General features: G+C 60.7%; 12 protein-coding genes, 1 tRNA gene and 1 pseudogene. 6 read left to right on the forward strand and 8 right to left on the reverse strand.

Translation table 11 applies throughout. The features are described from left to right. Positions 1 to 6: 6 nt before the first annotated feature. The 4 genes from recJ to EV130_RS27135 form a co-directional block, all read right to left on the reverse strand. A complete protein-coding gene (gene recJ, locus EV130_RS27120; protein WP_425375529.1) occupies positions 7 to 1,809 on the reverse strand; it encodes a single-stranded-DNA-specific exonuclease RecJ in 1,803 nt (600 codons plus the stop codon). A gap of 170 nt (positions 1,810 to 1,979) precedes the next feature. After that, complete coding sequence (locus EV130_RS27125; protein WP_074061137.1) at positions 1,980 to 3,302, reverse strand: homoserine dehydrogenase; 1,323 nt, start codon at positions 3,300 to 3,302, stop codon at positions 1,980 to 1,982. Positions 3,303 to 3,369: 67 nt separating this feature from the next. Then, entirely contained in the window at positions 3,370 to 4,587 is a 1,218-nt protein-coding gene (locus tag EV130_RS27130) for an LL-diaminopimelate aminotransferase (protein ID WP_074061136.1), read from the reverse strand. A gap of 222 nt (positions 4,588 to 4,809) precedes the next feature. After that, the gene (locus EV130_RS27135; protein ID WP_074061135.1) at positions 4,810 to 5,226 is read right to left on the reverse strand and encodes a hypothetical protein; all 417 of its coding nucleotides are present in this window, start codon (positions 5,224 to 5,226) and stop codon (positions 4,810 to 4,812) included. Positions 5,227 to 5,380: 154 nt separating this feature from the next. Between EV130_RS27135 and phaC the strand changes: the two genes are divergently transcribed. Then, positions 5,381 to 7,216 (forward strand): class I poly(R)-hydroxyalkanoic acid synthase, encoded by a 1,836-nt coding sequence (phaC, locus tag EV130_RS27140; protein WP_074061134.1) that lies wholly within the window; start codon positions 5,381 to 5,383, stop codon positions 7,214 to 7,216. Positions 7,217 to 7,474: 258 nt separating this feature from the next. Beyond that, the gene (locus tag EV130_RS27145) at positions 7,475 to 8,716 is read left to right on the forward strand and encodes a DUF2778 domain-containing protein (protein WP_132662255.1); all 1,242 of its coding nucleotides are present in this window, start codon (positions 7,475 to 7,477) and stop codon (positions 8,714 to 8,716) included. 174 nt (positions 8,717 to 8,890) lie between these two features. On the opposite strand, the pseudogene EV130_RS27150 reads toward EV130_RS27145, so the two are convergent. Together EV130_RS27150 and EV130_RS27155 are read right to left on the reverse strand one after the other, a co-directional pair. Continuing rightward, a pseudogene (locus EV130_RS27150) lies at positions 8,891 to 9,787 on the reverse strand (phosphotransferase family protein). 96 nt (positions 9,788 to 9,883) lie between these two features. Next, the gene (locus EV130_RS27155) at positions 9,884 to 10,786 is read right to left on the reverse strand and encodes an adenylate/guanylate cyclase domain-containing protein (RefSeq protein WP_132552609.1); all 903 of its coding nucleotides are present in this window, start codon (positions 10,784 to 10,786) and stop codon (positions 9,884 to 9,886) included. Between the two features lie 305 nt (positions 10,787 to 11,091). Here EV130_RS27155 and map point away from each other — a divergent pair, with 305 nt between their 5' ends. From map to sthA, 4 genes are all read left to right on the forward strand, one after another. Next, on the forward strand, positions 11,092 to 11,928 hold the full coding sequence (gene map / locus EV130_RS27160; protein ID WP_074061130.1) for a type I methionyl aminopeptidase: 837 nt from the start codon (positions 11,092 to 11,094) through the stop codon (positions 11,926 to 11,928). Positions 11,929 to 12,600: 672 nt separating this feature from the next. Beyond that, complete coding sequence (locus EV130_RS27165; RefSeq protein ID WP_132662257.1) at positions 12,601 to 14,055, forward strand: PAS domain S-box protein; 1,455 nt, start codon at positions 12,601 to 12,603, stop codon at positions 14,053 to 14,055. Between the two features lie 252 nt (positions 14,056 to 14,307). Further along, a complete protein-coding gene (locus EV130_RS27170; protein ID WP_074061129.1) occupies positions 14,308 to 14,883 on the forward strand; it encodes a dual specificity protein phosphatase family protein in 576 nt (191 codons plus the stop codon). Between the two features lie 102 nt (positions 14,884 to 14,985). Further along, positions 14,986 to 16,392: a Si-specific NAD(P)(+) transhydrogenase gene (sthA, locus tag EV130_RS27175; protein ID WP_074061128.1), complete on the forward strand. Its 1,407-nt coding sequence runs from the start codon at positions 14,986 to 14,988 to the stop codon at positions 16,390 to 16,392. Positions 16,393 to 16,503: 111 nt separating this feature from the next. Here the strand turns inward: sthA and tig are convergent, their stop codons facing one another. Together tig and EV130_RS27185 are read right to left on the reverse strand one after the other, a co-directional pair. Continuing rightward, entirely contained in the window at positions 16,504 to 17,985 is a 1,482-nt protein-coding gene (tig, locus tag EV130_RS27180; protein ID WP_074061127.1) for a trigger factor, read from the reverse strand. A gap of 185 nt (positions 17,986 to 18,170) precedes the next feature. Continuing rightward, positions 18,171 to 18,255 (reverse strand) — tRNA-Leu (locus EV130_RS27185). Positions 18,256 to 18,274: the final 19 nt, after the last annotated feature.

Raw genomic sequence — 18,274 nt, forward strand, 5'->3', positions numbered from 1 at the left:
CGGTGACTACCGCGCCGGCGCTGCGTCGCAGACACGCAGCTGGATGCGTCTCGCGCCCTGATAATGCTCGGCGCCCAGCATTCCCGCGACATGCAGGCTCGCCCCGCGGGAATTGAGCAGAAGGTTGCCGAGAGAGGTGTCGGCGGCGCGGAAAGCGATGCCGTCGAGGCGGGAGCCGTCCATCGCCTCAAGCGTTACCTTCACATGTTTGTCGCCGACCATCCTTGCGTCGCGCAGACGATGCGCGGGCACCGCGAAGATCGGCTGCGAATGCCCCGAGCCGTAGGGCCCGGCCGTTTCCAGCCGGTCGATCAGTTCGATCGTGGCCCCGCTGGCGCCGATTGCGCCGTCGATCTTCAGCGTCTCATTGGCGACCAGCGCCGACACGGTTTTTTCGGCACGTTCTGTGAAGAAGTTGCGCAAGGCTCCGAGCTTTTCACGCTCGACGGTCAAGCCCGCAGCCATCGCATGACCGCCCCCCTTGAGAAGCAGGCCTTCGTCCATGGCCGCGCGCACCATCCTGCCCATGTCGAAACCGTTGATCGAACGGCCCGAGCCCGTTCCGCGACCCGACGGGTCGAAAGCGATGGCGAAAGCCGGACGCTTGAATTTCTCCTTCAGCCGCGCAGCCAACAGGCCGACGATGCCCGGATGCCACTTGTCCCGTGCGGTGACGATCACCGAAGCGCCCTCGCCGTCTCCATACTCGGCAAGCGCCTCTGCCTCGGCCTCCTGCAGCATCGCCGCTTCCATCGCCTGGCGTTCGCGATTGAGCTCGTCCAGCCGCTGGGCGATAACCTCCGCCTCGCCGGGATCGTCCAGCGTCAGAAGCCTGCTGCCAAGTGCCGCGTCGCCGATACGGCCGCCGGCATTGATGCGCGGACCGATGAGAAAGCCGAAATGGTAGGGCGTCACCGGTCCGGAAAGGCCCGCCTTGCGAAAAAGTGCCGTGAGCCCGGCATTGCTCTGGTGGCGCGCAGCGACCAGGCCCTTGACGACATAGGCACGGTTCAGACCCTTAAGCGGCACGACATCGCAGACCGTCGCAAGCGCCACGATATCGAGCCAATGCAGCAAGTCGATCCCCGTAACTCGCTTGTCGCCCGTCTCGCGCAGCAGCCGCAGCGCCGCGACCAGCACAAGGAAGACGACGCCCGCAGCGCAAAGATGCCCTTGCCCGGAAAGATCGTCCTCGCGGTTCGGGTTCACCAGAGCATGACAGTGCGGCAGATCATGTGTCACCTGGTGGTGATCAATGACGACGACGTCGATGTTCCGCTTTTCGGCAGCTCCTAGCGCTTCATGGCTGGTCGAGCCGCAATCGACGGTCACGATCAGTTGTGCGCCGTTGTCGATCAGCTGATCGATCGCCGTCGGATTGGGTCCATAGCCTTCGAAGATGCGATCGGGAATGTAGATATTGGCTCTCACGCCGAAATGCGTGAGGAAACGATACATCAGCGCCGAGGAAGCCGCGCCATCGACGTCATAGTCGCCGAAGATTGCAACGTTCTCGCCGCGCCCGATCGCCTCGACCAGACGTCTGGCCGCTTTCTCGCAATCCGTAAGCGTATAGGGGTCAGGCATCAGGCTGCGGATCGTCGGATCGAGAAATTCCAGGGCCTCGTCGACCCCGACACCCCGTCCGGCGAGTACGCGCGCAATCAAATCCGGCAGCCCGTGCACCTGGGATATGGCAAGCGCTCGGTTCTGTCCGGCCTGATCCAGGCGCGACACCCAGCGGTTATCGAGGACGGATTTCTCCACCCCCAGGAATGCCCGCTGTACCGGATCGGCGGCTATATCCACAATACCCTCTGATCGCCATCGCTTGTCACCACCCCGGGACCGGAGCGCTGTCGGCAGATTTATGTGGCTTTGGTGGAGCACACAACGATTTTGGACACGAAGGCTCGTGTTAGCTGTGGACGAGTGCCCCGGATGCCTCGCTCCTCAGTTCTTTTAAGGAAGACGGGTTCTCAATCTTCTTTGGGGCGCTCGATGCGGATCACCTGCGGATCGCCGACGAGGTAGCCCTCGCCCTTGATAGAAGCAACAGCCTTGCGCACGGAATCCTCCATCGTCGCATGGGTGACGAGGATGATGGTCTGGTGGTGCGAAGGCGCCAGATGCTGTTGCGACCGCTGCACGATGGACTCCAGCGAGATGTGGTTTTCTGCCATGCGCGTCGCGACGCTCGCAAAAACGCCGGTGCGGTCAAGCACCGTCAGGCGGATGAAATAGCCGCCTTCATGGCTCTGCATCCGAGCCTTGCGGTAGGACTCCAGCGCCTTTGCCGGATGGCCGAGAACCGGTACGCGCTGCGCGCCAGGCTGGCTTTTGGCGATGTCGGCGATATCGCCAAGCACCGAGGATGCAGTCGCATTGCCGCCGGCACCGGGGCCAACCATCAGCAGTTCGCCGAGAATGTCGGATTCGATCGCCACAGCGTTGGTGACGCCATCCACCTGGGCAATGACCGAATCGACTGGCACCATGGTCGGGTGCACGCGCTGTTCGATGCCGGTATCGGTGCGCTGCGCGACGCCGAGCAGCTTGATGCGATAGCCGAGCTCGGCCGCCGCATGGATATCCTCGATCGAAATATTCGTTATGCCTTCAAGGTAGATGTCGTCAGCCGCGATCTGGTTGCCGAAGGCAAGCGTCGTTAGGATCGAGAGCTTGTGCGCCGTATCATTGCCCTCGATGTCGAAGGCCGGATCGGCTTCGGCATAGCCGAGACGCTGTGCTTCCTTCAGGCAATCTGCAAAGGACAGCCCCTCCTTCTCCATCTTGGTCAGGATGTAGTTGCAGGTGCCGTTCATGATGCCGTAGATGCGTGAAATCGTGTTGCCCGTCAGCGATTCTCGCAGCGCCTTGATGACGGGAATGCCGCCGGCCACGGCGGCCTCGAAATTCAGCAGTGTGCCCTTTTCTTCCGCGATCGTCGCCAGCTCGACGCCGTGATAGGCAAGCAGCGCCTTGTTGGCTGTCACCACGTGGAGACCGCGTTCGAGGGCGGCGCGCACCGAACTGTTGGCCGGTCCGTTGGCGCCGCCGATGAGTTCGACGAAAACGTCGATATCTCCTTTTTCAGCCAGGTCTTCCGGCCGGTCGAACCACTCGACGCCGGCAAGATGAAGGCCGCGGTCCTTTGTCTTGTCGCGAGCCGAAACGCCCGTGATCAGGATCGGTCGCCCACACGTGGCAGCAAGCTCATTGCTGCGGCTCTGAATGATACGGACGAGCGAAGCACCGACGGTGCCAAGGCCCGCAATGCCGATTTTGAGGGCGTCTGTCATGAAACGATCCTGCGTGTTTTATGAGAGGCAGCCGCCAAAGAGCGGCTGCCGTTGAGGTGTGAAGATGTCAGCGGTGCGCATTGAGCGATATGACGTTATGCATCGTCTCGTCGGCCGTCGACAGGAACTTCTTGATGTTGCGGGCAGCCTGGCGGATTCGATGCTCGTTCTCCACGAGCGCCAGACGCACGTAATCATCGCCCTGCTCGCCGAAGCCGACGCCCGGTGCGACCGCGACATCAGCCTTTTCGACGAGTAGCTTGGAGAATTCGAGCGAACCGAGATGACGGAACTTTTCCGGGATCCTCGCCCAGGCAAACATCGTGGCTGCCGGCGGCGGCACGTCGAAACCGGCCTTGCCGAAGCTTTCGACCATGACGTCGCGCCGGCGCTTGTAGACGTTGCGGACTTCTGCGATGTCGGAACCGTCACCGTTCAAAGCATGCGTCGCCGCTACCTGGATCGGCGTGAAGGCGCCGTAGTCTAGGTAGGACTTGACGCGTGTCAGAGCCGCGATCAGCCGCTCGTTGCCGACCGCAAAACCCATGCGCCAGCCGGGCATCGAGAAGGTCTTCGACATCGAGGTGAACTCGACGGTGACATCCATGGCGCCAGGAACCTGCAGGACGGATGGCGGCGGCTCGCCATTGAAGTAGATTTCCGAATAAGCGAGGTCCGACAGCACGATGATGTCGTGCTTCTTGGCGAAGGCAACGACATCCTTGTAGAAATCGAGCGTCGCGACAAGGGCGGTCGGGTTGGACGGATAGTTCAGGACCAGCGCCAAGGGTTTCGGGATCGAGTGGCGGACGGCCCGCTCCAGCGGCTGGAAGAAGTTCTCGTCCGGCTCGACCGGGATCGAGCGGATCACGCCGCCTGCCATCAGGAAGCCGAAGGCATGGATCGGATAGGTCGGGTTCGGGCAGAGGATGACGTCACCCGGCGCGGTGATCGCCTGCGCCATGTTGGCGAAGCCTTCCTTCGAGCCGAGGGTCGCGACGACCTGCGTATCCGGATTGAGCTTCACGCCGAAACGGCGGGCGTAATAGGCGGCCTGTGCCCGGCGAAGGCCGGGAATGCCTTTGGAGGAGGAATAGCGGTGCGTGCGCGGATCCTGGACGACCTCGCATAGTTTATCGACGATCGCCTTAGGAGTGGGGAGATCCGGATTTCCCATGCCGAGATCGATGATATCGGCGCCGCCCGCTCGCGCGCTCGCTTTCAAACGGTTGACCTGTTCGAAAACGTAAGGCGGCAAACGCCGGACTTTGTGAAACTCTTCCATCTCTTTCCCCATGGAAATGCGGCCACCACGACCGCGCTCGAAGCTCGTTTGTTCCCGGCTGCCTGCGACACGAACTTCACAATCGCAAACGCCGTATTGATCAGACTTTCGTCCCGCGGCGAATCTTTGGCGAACGGCCGCGACAGACGCGTATTATCGGGAAAATTGCGTCTCCCGCCAGTTGCGGAAGGCTTTGCGTCCAAATCACCTGAAAGGCAAGACTTAATTGCCGATTGCAGAGAGCGCGTCTGTGCCGTGCTCGGCGGCAAGCTTGCGGTATTCGACCACCCGCCGCTGATACTCGGCTTCCGAAATCGTGCCTGCCTTGCGCTGGACGCGCAATGCCGAAAGCTTCTGCCCCAAGCTTGCAGCTTCCTCATTGCTCATCTGGGCATTTGCTGCAGTCAGCGGCGCGCCGAAGCTCGGATAGCCGTCCGGATAGTGGGAAAGGCTGCTTTGTGCCGGCTCCTCGCCCTTGGTCGGGGTCATGACGACGGCCGTGGGAGGCGCGCGCCGCGCCGCGGCGGCTGCCTTCTGCTCGGGCGTGTATGAGCATCCAGCAAGCATCATCGCTGCGGCCGCGGCAGCGAGTGCCGTGCGGGTTGCGAGTGCGATGCCTAAGATGCCGTTCGTCGTCATGCCAGATCTTCCAAATCCTGAAGCCTCAGCGACTGTTAAATTTGTCGCAGCAACAAAGCAATAGCACGAGTTCACTCGTGTTGAACTTGTTTTATCGATCCGGGACGATGTACAACTTGATTTGCAAGAGGATTGCTGCCGCCGGAGGAGACGCGTGACCGACAGCAAGCAGGAAAATGGCGGGAAGGCGAAAATCCCCGGTTTCGAACCGAATCTCGATCCTTACCTGTTGAAGGATCCAGAGGCGATGGCGGTGAACATTGCCCGCGCGCTGGAAAATCTCGGCAAGGCGGCCTCCGTCTGGCTTGCGCCGCGCAAGAGCGGGGAAACCAACGACCGGCTCGCCGCGCCGATGACCGACATGGTCAAGACGCTCTCCAAGGTCACCGAGTACTGGATGTCGGATCCGCGCCGGACTTTCGAGGCGCAAACACAGCTGATGAGCAGCTATTTCGGCGTCTGGATGCGCTCGATGCAACGCTTGCAGGGCGAGGCTGGCGAACCTGAGCCCGATCGCAAGGACAAGCGCTTTTCCGACGCCGACTGGCAGAAGAACCCCTTCTTCGATTTCCTGCGTCAGGTCTATTTCATCACCGCCGACTGGGCAGAGAAGATCGTCGCCCAGACAGAAGGACTCGACGAGCATACGAGGCATAAGGCGAGCTTCTACGTGAAGCAGATCACTGCTGCCCTTTCGCCGAGCAATTTTGTCGCCACCAATCCGCAGCTCTACCGCGAAACGATCGCGACCAACGGCGAAAACCTCGTGCGCGGCATGAAGATGCTCGCGGAGGACATTGCGGCCGGTCGCGGCGACCTGAAGCTGCGCCAAACCGACATGACAAAATTCGCCGTTGGTCGGGACATGGCGCTGACCCCGGGCAAAGTGATCGCGCAAAACGACATCTGCCAGATTATCCAGTATGATTCGTCCACGGATACGGTGCTGAAACGCCCTCTTCTCATCTGCCCGCCGTGGATCAACAAATTCTATATCCTCGACCTCAACCCGCAGAAATCCTTCATCAAATGGTGCGTCGACCAGGGCCATACGGTCTTCGTCATTTCATGGGTGAACCCTGATGCCCGCCATGCCGGGAAGGATTGGACGGCCTACGCCCGCGAGGGCATCGATTTCGCGCTTGAAACGATCGAGAAGGCCACCGATGAAAAGGATGTGAATAGCGTCGGCTATTGCGTGGGCGGAACGCTGCTTGCGGCAACACTGGCACTGCACGCCAAGGAGAAAAACAAGCGCATCAAGACGGCGACCCTGTTCACCACCCAGGTCGATTTCACCCATGCGGGCGACCTCAAGGTCTTTGTCGACGAGGAGCAGCTGGAAGCACTCGAGGCCCATATGCAGGCGACCGGATATCTCGACGGCTCGAAAATGGCGACCGCCTTCAACATGCTGCGCGCCTCCGAGCTGATCTGGCCCTATTTCGTCAACAACTACCTGAAGGGCGAAATGCCGATGCCCTTCGACCTGCTCTTCTGGAATGCCGACTCCACCCGCATGGCGGCCGCCAACCACGCCTTCTACCTGCGCAACTGCTATCTAAAGAATGCGCTCACTGCCGGCGAAATGATGCTTGGCGGCAAGACCGTATCGCTGAAGGACGTGAAGATCCCGGTCTACAATCTGGCGACCCGCGAAGACCATATCGCTCCTGCGAATTCCGTCTTCCTCGGCAGCCGGTTCTTCGGCGGAAAAGTCGATTTCGTGCTGGCCGGCTCCGGCCATATCGCCGGCGTCGTCAACCCGCCCGACAAAAAGAAATACCAGTTCTGGACCGGCGGTCCGCCAAAGGGCGATTACGACACCTGGCTCGCCAAGGCCGAGGAAAACCCCGGCTCCTGGTGGCCGCACTGGCACACCTGGATCGAAGCCAGGGATGCTGAACGCGTGCCCGCGCGCAAACCCGGCGGCACGGCGCTCAACGCCATCGAGGAAGCACCGGGCAGCTACGTCATGGAGCGCGCATGACAGCGCGCCTCGCAAGGCAAACGCCTTCATGAAAGGCGATGAGGCTCGTAGTCGACGGCCGCAGTTCCTTGGTGACCGCATCGCAAAAACCGGCAAGATAATCCCGTAAAGGAATTCGTTACCATACTGCGTCATGCTTCCAGGTAGTCGGCAAGTCGCATCGGGGCCTCATTTTGGCCCTCTTGCTTCATTACCGGCTCCGGCAAGGGCGTTCCGCGTAAACCGCCGGTAATGTGACGCGTTGGGAAACCGAGTAGTATGGCGTTTGCTGTTGAGACGCGTGAAGGCGTCAACCCTTTCGGCTGGGCTTTTTTTCGCTCAACCAGACCCCTCCGGCTCATTTCCGGAACTGCTGCAATTGGTATCGCGGTCGCTCTGTCCGCCTGGACGATCGCCTCTATCGCAGCCATGCACACCTCCGCAATGCCGCAACCGACCGCAGTTGCGACGATCGCCGATGTCGCGATCGCCCGGACGCCGGTTCCGCACGTTCCTGCGCATCAGGTGATCCGCATCAAAAAGTTCTCGCGCCTTCCGGGCCAGACAACGGTTTCCGACCGCATGGTTGGCGAACTCTCGCCGAAATCCTCCAAGGATATAGTCGCTCTCATGCAGCGTCGCGGGCTGTCGCTGCTTGCGATGCGCAACAACAGCGCGGCGATGGCTGCAGCGCTGAAGCAGCAGGCGCAGGTGCTTGCAAGCGCCGCACCTGTTTCGCCGGTCACCGCGCCTGCGGCACTTCCGGCACCTGATTATCCGCTCCAGACCGCCTTGGCCAAGCCGGTTGCACCGGCCTTGGGCCTCGCGCTTGCTGCAAGCTTTCCTTCTGCAAAGCCGATACCCACTGCCGCTCCTGTCGAACTCGCCTCCGCCGAAACGACAACGTCCGACGAGCCTTTCGGGCTCGTTCTGGCGCCTGGTACCGATATTCCGCTGCCGATGGCACGTCCCGGAAAGCCGAAGATCGACGCGCCCGAAGCCGGACCGGCTCTTGCCTATGCGCGAACGGAAGATGACGACGAGGAGATGCCGGCATTCGCCAAGCCGGCCCTGATGCCCAGCGCCCGCAATGGCGTGGCGATCTACGATATCGAGGCCAGCATCGTCTATTTGCCGAACGGCGAAAGGCTCGAAGCCCATTCCGGCCTCGGTGCCATGCGCGACAAGCCGCGCTTCGCCGACAAGAAGATGCGCGGTCCCACTCCGCCGCACACCTATGACCTCGCCATGCGCGAAGCACTTTTCCATGGCGTCGAGGCGATCCGCCTCCATCCCATCGGCGGCCCGCAGAAGATCCACGGTCGTGTCGGTCTGCTCGCCCATACCTACATGCTCGGCAAACGAGGCGATTCCAACGGATGCATCTCGTTCAAGGACTACCGGCGCTTCCTTGCCGCCTTCAAGCGCGGCGAAGTCAAACGTCTCGTGGTCGTGCCGCGCCTGAAAAACCCGCCCTCTCCACGTCCAAGTCTCGCATCGCTATTTTCGAAGCGAAGCTAAGCACCGCCTCGCGGGATGGCGATCGGTCCAGACGCCGCAGGGCCGGAAACTGGCACCGGACATAATCACGAATGCCGAAGGCATCGGCGGTTTGTTCACGACGAAGTCTCCAGCATCGCAGCTCGGTTCTTTGGTTCCGTTGTCTGAAGTCGTCTCCGCCGCCTCTTTCGCTCATTAGCTTGAAGCGTACCCGAGGCCCGACATCGTCTCGAGCCAAATCACGGTATGGTGGGTCATTGCCAAAGTGTGGCGGGAATCATCCGGTAGCTCTGCCAATTCCGACAGCCGATGAATACTGGTGAGGATCGCGATACGGCGCCGGTCGAGCGTCCGGCCCGACGCCTTTTCATAAGCCGCAGCGATCCTCTCCGTGAGATCCGGCGATATGAAGTTCGAGTAGATGAACTCCTGGTGGACCGGACCAAAGCCGGAATCAGCAAAATCGTAGATGCCATTGAGGCGGCCCCGCACAGGGTCGAAAGCCATGTTCCATCCATGGCCGTCGAAAAAGCCATAGGTCTGCCCATGGGGATCGGGCGCAAGCCGCTCGAATTCTGCGATGATAGCCTCGGCCACGCCGCGCAGTTCGGCCGGAAGGGCCGGCACGGCTTTGCCGCGAAGCGTTGCAGGGCTTTGCCATGCACCGATCGGCGCGGCGCCGGCATCCGCCATTTGCTCCTTATCGAGCCCGTGAAGTTCGATGTAAAACTGCCCCAATGCATCGCCAAGGCGCTGGCGCGAATCTTCCGGCAGCCTGTCATAATCGGCCGTGAGCAGATGTTCGCCCATCAGCTTCTCATGGAGAGAAAACAGGTGCTGACCTCACTCGAAAATGCGCAGCTCCGGGACGGCCATTGTGACCCTGGGTCGCACGACAGCAAGCAGTGCGGCCTCCCTCACAAGCGCCTTTTGTGCGACCTCATTGCGGGGAAACTTGAAGATCAGCCGGTCATCGACGTCAACGGCGATCGAATCCCAGCCTACCGGGGCGAGCTCGAAAGTCGATGTGGCCAAGTCCGGATACGCGCTGAGAATGATGTCCCGGAACTGATCTAACTTTTCCGTTGTCATGATGTCTTTCGTCGATCATCGAGCAGCGTGGCAAGATACGCAACTCGCAACACTGGCAACGCCGCCTCATAGTCACGGCCAAATGCACTCTTTAAGTCAGTTTCGCATCACCCATCGAACGCCGGCAGCGGCTGCTAGGCCTAGAACTGGCCATATCGCCCAGAATATCCCGTGCCACGATAAAAGGTTGATCGCGATCATGCCGAGCCCGGCGACGCCGAGGACGGCAATGGCCCGATCGACGCGGTTCTGATGCCGCACCCATATCATTGCCGTCAGGACAGCAAAGGCAAGAAGCGGCCATGCCGCCCAGAAGACGCCCCGCCAGGAGAAAAGATTGATGACGACCAGCACAGCGCTCAACAAGGCGATCAGACCAAACAACTTGCGAGCCTTTGCGCCAAGCGGCCAATTGGTCGTTGCCGGAGCGTCCGGGCGGTTCGCTGGAGCCTCCGGCTGCAGTGCGCTCTTTATGCCTTCGCCGATGCGCACGGCATAACTCGGCACGGGTTCCGTGACATTCTTCACCACCAGAGGCCCGAGAAAATCGAAACCGACGGCCACCTTGTTGCGGACCTGATCGTAGACGGTATTCGATATCACGATCCCGCCGGCGTTGGCAGACGCCTGCAGCCGAGCGGCAATATTGACGCCGTCACCATAGAGATCGTCGCCTTCGACGATCACATCGCCGAGGTTGATGCCGATCCGAAACAGCATGCGACCATCCGCCGGCCGCGTAGCGTTCATGCCCGCAAGCTCGTTCTGAACGTCGACTGCCGCACGAACCGCCTCGACGACGCTCGGAAAATCGGCGATCAATCCATCGCCCCAGGTATTGATCACCCGCCCTCCGTGCAACGCGATGAGCCGCGACATCGCATCGCGATACCGCTTCAGCATCGCCAGCGTGCCCTCCTCATCCGCACCCATCAGGCGCGTGTAGTCTTGCACGTCGGCGGAGAAGATGGTGGTCAGCTTGCGTCGCGTTTCGCTCATGATGTCTCGCCGCGTTTTGCTTGTGTCCAATCAGAAAAGCTAGGGCAAGTCCTCGATAAATCCGGTTCTGTAAGCATGGCGCCGGGAAGCGCCATATATTTCACTTCAACGCGGCAGTTTCCAGCGCGCCGTTCCAAGTTCAGCGCAAGACGCAAAACCCGGGTGAACCGACCGCGTGGCTGGAAAGGCATACCGATGGACAGTATCGAAGTGGTACAAATCTCTTGGCAGCAGTTGATCGCGATGGACGAACGCGGCATAGCTGCATTATGTACGATAAGGACAATCTCCGCTAAGGCCCTGCAATGGTGAATTATATCGAAGCCTCCTCCGCGCCGCCGAAGAATACCGGCGCCATCCGGCTCTATGGTCCCGAGGCCTTCGAGAGCATGCGCAAGGCGTGCCAGTTGACCGCCCGCTGCCTCGACGAACTCGCGGCGATCGTCAGGCCGGGGCTTGCGACCGACGCGATCGACCGGTTCGTCTTCGAATTCGGCATGGACAACGGCGCCCAGCCCGCGACGCTCAATTATCGCGGCTATACGAAATCCACCTGCACCTCGATCAACCACGTCGTCTGCCACGGCATTCCGGACGCAAAACCGCTTCGCGAAGGCGACATCGTCAATATCGACGTCACCTTCGTCCTCGATGGCTGGCACGGCGATTCCAGCCGCATGTATCCGGTCGGGCAGATCAAGCGTGCCGCCGAGCGTCTCCTCGAAGTCACGCATGAAGCGCTGATGCGCGGCATAGCCGCCGTCCGCCCCGGCGCGCGCACGGGCGCGATCGGCGAGGCGATACAGACCTACGCAGAAAACGAGCGCTGCTCGGTCGTCCGCGATTTCTGCGGCCATGGGGTTGGCCGCCTCTTCCACGATTCGCCAAACATCCTGCACTACGGTCGGGCCAACGAGGGTCCGGAGTTGCGTGAAGGCATGATCTTCACGATCGAGCCGATGATCAATCTCGGCCGTCCACATGTGAAGGTGCTTGCCGATGGCTGGACGGCGGTCACGCGCGACCGGTCGCTTTCGGCGCAATACGAACATACCGTCGGTGTCACGGCCGGCGGCTGCGAGATATTCACCCTTTCGCCCGGCGGCCTCGACCGTCCAGGCCTGCTGCCGCTTGGCAGTTGAAATGCAGTGCTTCCGCCAGAACCATGAATTGCCTGTCGACTCAGGGCAACCATTGGCCGGTTGACGAGCGCCAATCCCTTGCCGAACAGCCGGCTAAGCCCGCTGAAATCCGCAAACATACCGCGTGTCCGGCTCACTCCAAGGAAGAACTATCACGGCCATCGTGAGCGGCTGCGGCCTGCTTCCGCGACCTCGGCGGTGCCGCACTTGCCGTTGCGAGAACCTCGATTGCCGCGGTTCAGGCTGATCCCGTGGCGCGTCGCCGGCCAAAAACGCAGATCGCCGAAGCCGACTGTTTCCGACCGCGCTTCGGCCACGCCCGCCGCCAGGTCCTCTGGGCGATCAAATGCATTTCGCGACCAGCCTTAGCGCCAGGGACGTGATGTTCACAATCATGACCGCCCACGCCCGACCCTCGCGGTTTGCCGCCAAAAAGGACTGCGCAGGCGCGGCACCTATATTCCTGACCTGCATCGGAACACGATTAAGGTGAAGACGCTGTATCTCCGCCCCTGTCGTAAAATTCAGACTGCTTTGACGACTGCCCCTACCAAACCGCCCCTGCATCCACTAAATTTAAACTTCGCCTTACGGGCGGCCTTACCTTCAGCCGCGACAGCGGCCAGAGCCAATGGGAATGTTGATGGTCACGAACTTCGCAAAAAGTGTCGCATGAACAAGCCCCTGAGCCAGGACGAGACACCGTTAACCAGGCCCCGCAACGAGGCGCAACGACAATCCGCAGCCTTCGCAATCCAAGCGAACGTGGCGCTCGAGCACATCCTTCAGGCTCTACCGGAAGCCGTCTATACGACCGATGCATTGGGCCTGATAACCTTCTACAACGACGCGGCCGCCGAGCTGTGGGGAGTGAAGCCGGAGCTCGGGAAGAGCGAATTCTGCGGCTCCTGGAAGCTATATTGGCCGGACGGCACGCCCCTGCCACATGACGAATGTCCTATGGCCATGGCCCTGCGCGAAAGGCGCCCGGTGCGAGGGCTCGAAGCAGTTGCCGAGCGACCGGACGGCCGCCGGGTCCTGTTCCGGGCCTTTCCGACCCCGATCTTCGACGCCGAGGGCACGCTGGTCGGTGCGGTCAACATGCTCGTCGATCAATCGGACGCTGCTGTCGCCGACGAAGCCGTGCAGCGGGTCGCAGCTATAGTCGAATCATCCGATGATGCCATCCTGGCAAAGGATCTCAACGGTACGATCACCGACTGGAACCGCGGAGCCGAGCAGCTTTTCGGCTATACTGCCGAAGAAGCCATCGGCCGCTCGGTCACCATGCTCATACCAATGGATCGAGCCGATGAGGAGCCGAACATCCTCGCCCGGCTTCGACGGGGTGAGAAGATCGACCACTACGAGACCGTCCGCCGGCGCAAGGACGGGAGCCTTGTCGAGATATCCTTGTCGGTGTCGCCAATCCGAAATCGCGCTGGCCAGGTGATCGGGGCCTCCAAGATCGCGCGTGACATAACCGAGCGCAGGCGCGCGGAAGAGCAGCAGCACCTTCTCCTTCGAGAAATGGATCATCGCATCAAGAACCTCTTCGCGCTGGCCAGCAGCGTCGTGTCGCTGAGCGCGAAAAGGGCGACGACACCGGCTGAGCTCGCCACGGCAGTGTCTCAGAGGCTGGTAGCGCTCGCCCGGGCTCATGCCTTGACGGTGCCGCGGACGTCCCAGGCGTCGGACCGCATCGAGCAGGCGACCACTCTCCATACCCTGTTGCAGACGATCCTTGCGCCGTACGATCGCGGCGCAGACGCAAGCACACCCCATGCGGTCGTAAGCGGCCCCGACGCGACCATCTCCGGGGGCGCCCTCACGAGCTTTGCGCTGCTGCTGCACGAGTTTGCGACCAATGCCGCAAAATACGGGGCACTGTCGACCGACAAGGGCTGCGTCGAGATCGCGTGCGAAGAGGACGGTGACACCTTCATCCTCACCTGGACGGAGCGAGACGGCCCGCCCGTAATGCAGGGCGCTGACGGGGACGGCTTCGGCACGATTCTCGGTCGCGCCACGGTCCGTAGCCAGCTCGGCGGCGAAATCCATCGAGACTGGAAAGCGGGTGGCCTCGTCATTCGACTGTCGGTCGCGCGCGATCGGCTGCAAGCCTGACGCAGACCGCGTAGCGGTCCTATCCCTTGCCCTTCGCCAGAAAGCTCATCTGCAAAGATGTTGAGGCCCTCTGTACCGCTTGATCTTTCTCGGCCATGCCTCGAGACGGCAAAGCGTCTCGGCAGCCTCAAGGGCATGTGGCCAATCCAGAAGAAGGATGCTCAATAGCGCCACCATTCAGGTGTCTGTCAGCTTCGGGTCGCAATGAGCGCATGCTGCCTCGCAGGTAGCGTTCCGAGGCAGAGGCATTCGATGACGATAAAATTCTTCCCACGCTACCGGAAGGCGGCGCTAAGGCTCTTCGGCCTATTCCTGCTCACCGCGGGCGGTTATTTTCTTTATCTGCAAGCAACGGACAATTTCGCAACGGTCGTTGCCGGCGAAGTCTACCGTTCGTCGCAGCCGTCTGCCCAATCAATCACAGAGCTTGAAAAACAGTATGGCATCAGGACGATCCTCAATCTCAGGGGCAAAGCCGACAGCTCCAAATGGTACGCCGACGAGGTTGAGCAGGCGAAAGCATTGAACATCGTCCATATCAACTTCAAAATGTCTGCGGGACGGGAACTGAGCCCGCAACGGGCCAAGGAACTCATTGCCATCATGCGGGACGCGCCGAAACCGCTGCTCATTCATTGCCGCGCCGGTGCCGATCGCACCGGGCTTGCCTCAGCACTCTATCTGGCCGCCGTCGCCGGCAAGGACGAGGAGGCCGCCGAGGGCCAGTTGTCGCTTCTCTACGGGCACTTGCCCTTTTCGTTCAGCCGCGCTTTTGCGATGGATCGCACGTTCGAGAAAATGGAGCCCTTCGTTTTCGGCAATTCCTGACAGCAGCCGTAAAACAATCCGTGACATTGACCAGCTACCCGTGGATGAGCGACATTTTGCGCTGCAAAATATGATTCCAAATTCCAATTCCGGGGCTGCGCCATGTTTCAATACGATCTTGTTGTTGTGGGTAGCGGTCCGGCGGGACGCCGAGGCGCCATCCAGGCCGCGAAGCTCGGCAAGAAGGTCCTGGTCATCGAACAGGGCAAGCGTGTCGGCGGCGTTTCGGTTCATACGGGCACAATTCCTTCCAAGACGCTGCGGGAGACGGCCCTCAATCTCTCCGGCTGGCGCGAGCGCGGCTTCTACGGCCGTGCTTACCGCGTCAAGGAAGAGATCAGCGCCGAGGATCTGCGCCGCCGCCTCTTGATCACGCTCGACCACGAGGTCGAAGTGCTCGAGCATCAGTTCGCCCGCAACCGTGTCCAGCATATCCGCGGCAGGGCAAGCTTTGTCGATCCTTCGAGGCTGCAGGTGATCAAGGATGACGGGGAGACCATGCAGGTGAGCTGCGCCAGCGTCCTGCTTGCCGTCGGCACCAAGCCTTTCCGCCCGGACTACATTCCTTTCGACGGCAAGACCGTGATCGACAGCGACGAACTGCTCGATATCGAGGAACTGCCGCGTTCGATGGTCGTCATCGGCGCAGGCGTCATCGGCATCGAATATGCGACAATCTTCAGCGCCCTCGATACGGCCGTGACCCTGCTCGATCCCAAGTCGACCATGCTCGATTTCATCGACAAGGAGATCGTCGAGGATTTCACCTACCAGCTCCGCGACCGCAACATGAAATTGCTGCTCGGCCAGAAGGCGGACAAGGTAGAGACGCTGGACAACGGCAAAGTCGCGCTGACGCTCGACAACGGTCGCCACCTGACGACTGACATGGTGCTATTTGCCGCCGGACGCATGGGGGCGACGGATGCGCTCAACCTTGCTGCCGCCGGCCTCGACGCCGACAGCCGCGGTCGGCTGAAGGTCAATCCGGAAACCTTCCAGACTTCGGTGCCCAACATCTATGCCGCCGGCGACGTCGTCGGCTTTCCGAGCCTTGCCTCGACATCGATGGAGCAGGGCCGTATCGCCGCTCGCGTCGCAATCGGCGCCATCGCCAAGGAGCCCCCCAAATACTTCCCATACGGCATCTACGCCGTGCCCGAGATTTCGACCTGCGGCCTATCGGAAGAAGAGGTCAAGGAGCGCGGCATTCCATATGAATGCGGCATCGCCCGGTTCCGCGAGACCTCGCGCGGCCACATCATGGGCCTCGAAACCGGTCTCCTGAAGATGATCTTTTCACTGAAGACCCGCCGTCTGCTCGGCGTTCACATCGTCGGCGAAGGAGCGACCGAACTCGTGCATATCGGCCAGGCCGTGCTCAACCTCAAGGGCACCGTCGAATATTTCGTCGAGAATACCTTCAATTATCCGACGCTTGCTGAAGCCTACAAGATCGCCGGTCTCGACGCCTGGAACCGCATGGGCGACATAAAGTCGGAACTCTGATCCGCTCCGCCTCATTCGGCAATCGCTGCCCAGCACAGCGCTCGCATTGGCGCCAAAAGAAAAGGCCCTGCCGCCTGGCAGGGCCTTACATTCTCGACTTTGAAGAACCGATTACTCTGCGTCGCCTTCTGAGGCCTTTTTCTTCGCAGCGGCCTTCTTTTTGGGAGCAGCGGCCTCTTCGCCTTCGGAATCTTCAACCTTCGCGGCTGCCTTCTTCTTCGGCGCGGCCTTCTTGGTTTCCTTCAGCGAACCTTCGCCGTCTTCGTCGGCAAGCAGCTCTTCCTTGGTGACCTTCTTGTCCGTGACCTCGATCTCGGTCAGCAGGTGGTCGATGACCTTTTCCTCGAAGATCGGCGCGCGGATCGAAGCAGCAGCGCCCGGCTGGCTGCGGAAAAACTCGAGGATCTGCTTCTCCTGGCCCGGATACTGGCGCAGTTGCTCGTAGATCGCGCGCTGCATTTCGTCTTCGCTCACTTCGACGCCGGCCTTTTCGCCGATTTCGGAGAGGACAAGGCCGAGGCGGACGCGGCGTTCGGCGAGTGTCTTGTATTCTTCCTTGGCCTTCTCTTCGGTCGTGTCTTCGTCTTCGAACGTCTTGCCGGACTGGGCGAGATCGTTGTTCACCTGGCTCCAGATGCCGTTATACTCGGCTTCAACGAGCGACTTCGGGGTCTCGAACTTGTACATCTCGTCGAGCTGGTCGAGGATCTGGCGCTTGACCTTCTGGCGGGTCAGCGAGCCGTACTGCGACTCGATCTGGCCGCGGACAATTTCCTTCAGGCGATCGGCGGATTCGAGACCGAGCTTCTTTGCCAGCTCGTCATTGATTTCCACGTCGACCGGAGCAGCAACGTCTTTGACGACGACGTCGAAGGTGGCTTGCTTGCCGGCGAGATTCTTTGCCGGATAGTCGGCCGGGAAGGTCACGGTGATGGTCTTCTCATCGCCAGCCTTGACGCCGACCAGCTGGTCTTCGAAGCCCGGGATGAAGCGGCCGGAGCCGAGGACGAGTTCAGCACCCTGATCGGTGCCGCCTTCGAAGGCTTCCCCGTCGACCTTGCCAACATAATCCATCGTGACGCGGTCGTCATTGGCGGCCTTGCCCTTCTTGGTTTCGTAAGAACGGGCGCTTTCGGCAACCTTGAGAACCTGCTCGTTGACTTCTTCGTCAGAAATATCAACAACTTCGCGAGTGATCTTGATGCCCTCGACGGACTTCAGTTCGATCGGTGGCAAGACTTCGTAGGAGAGCGTGAACTCGAAGTCCTGCTCTGCGGCGAGGATCTTGTCAGCTTCGTCCTTGTCTTCCGTCATTGCAATTTCCGGCTGGGTAGCGGACTTCTCGCCACGGCTGGAAAGGATCTGGGTAGGCTGCTCGCGAACGATCTCGTTGACGAGATCGGCCATGATCGACTTGCCGTAGACCTTCTTAAGGTGGGCGACGGGAACCTTGCCGGGACGGAAGCCATTGATGCGCACCTTGTCCTTTACGTCGGCAAGGCGCTCGTTCATCTTGTTTTCCATGTCCTTGGCCGGGATAACGACCTTGATTTCGCGCTTCAGCCCTTCAGCGAGCGTTTCAATAACCTGCATGTCTTCCTACCTTCATTTCGTGGCGGCCGTGCCCAGACGCCGTTCGTTTCGATGAGCACGACGCCGGAAAAATTGCCGCGCGTGGCTTTTGTCAGATTCCAATGCATCCCACCCAAGGGGGGACGGCGCCATCCTGCCGGGTAATTGGGGCGACCAATCCGGTCATCCCACCTGCAAGCCAGCTTTGGTGCGGGTAGAGAGACTTGAACTCCCACGCCTTGCGGCACCAGAACCTAAATCTGGCGTGTCTACCAATTTCACCATACCCGCGTTCGCAAAACCGCAATGC

It is taken from the genome of Rhizobium azibense, from assembly GCF_004342325.1.
Lineage (GTDB): Bacteria > Pseudomonadota > Alphaproteobacteria > Rhizobiales > Rhizobiaceae > Rhizobium > Rhizobium etli_B.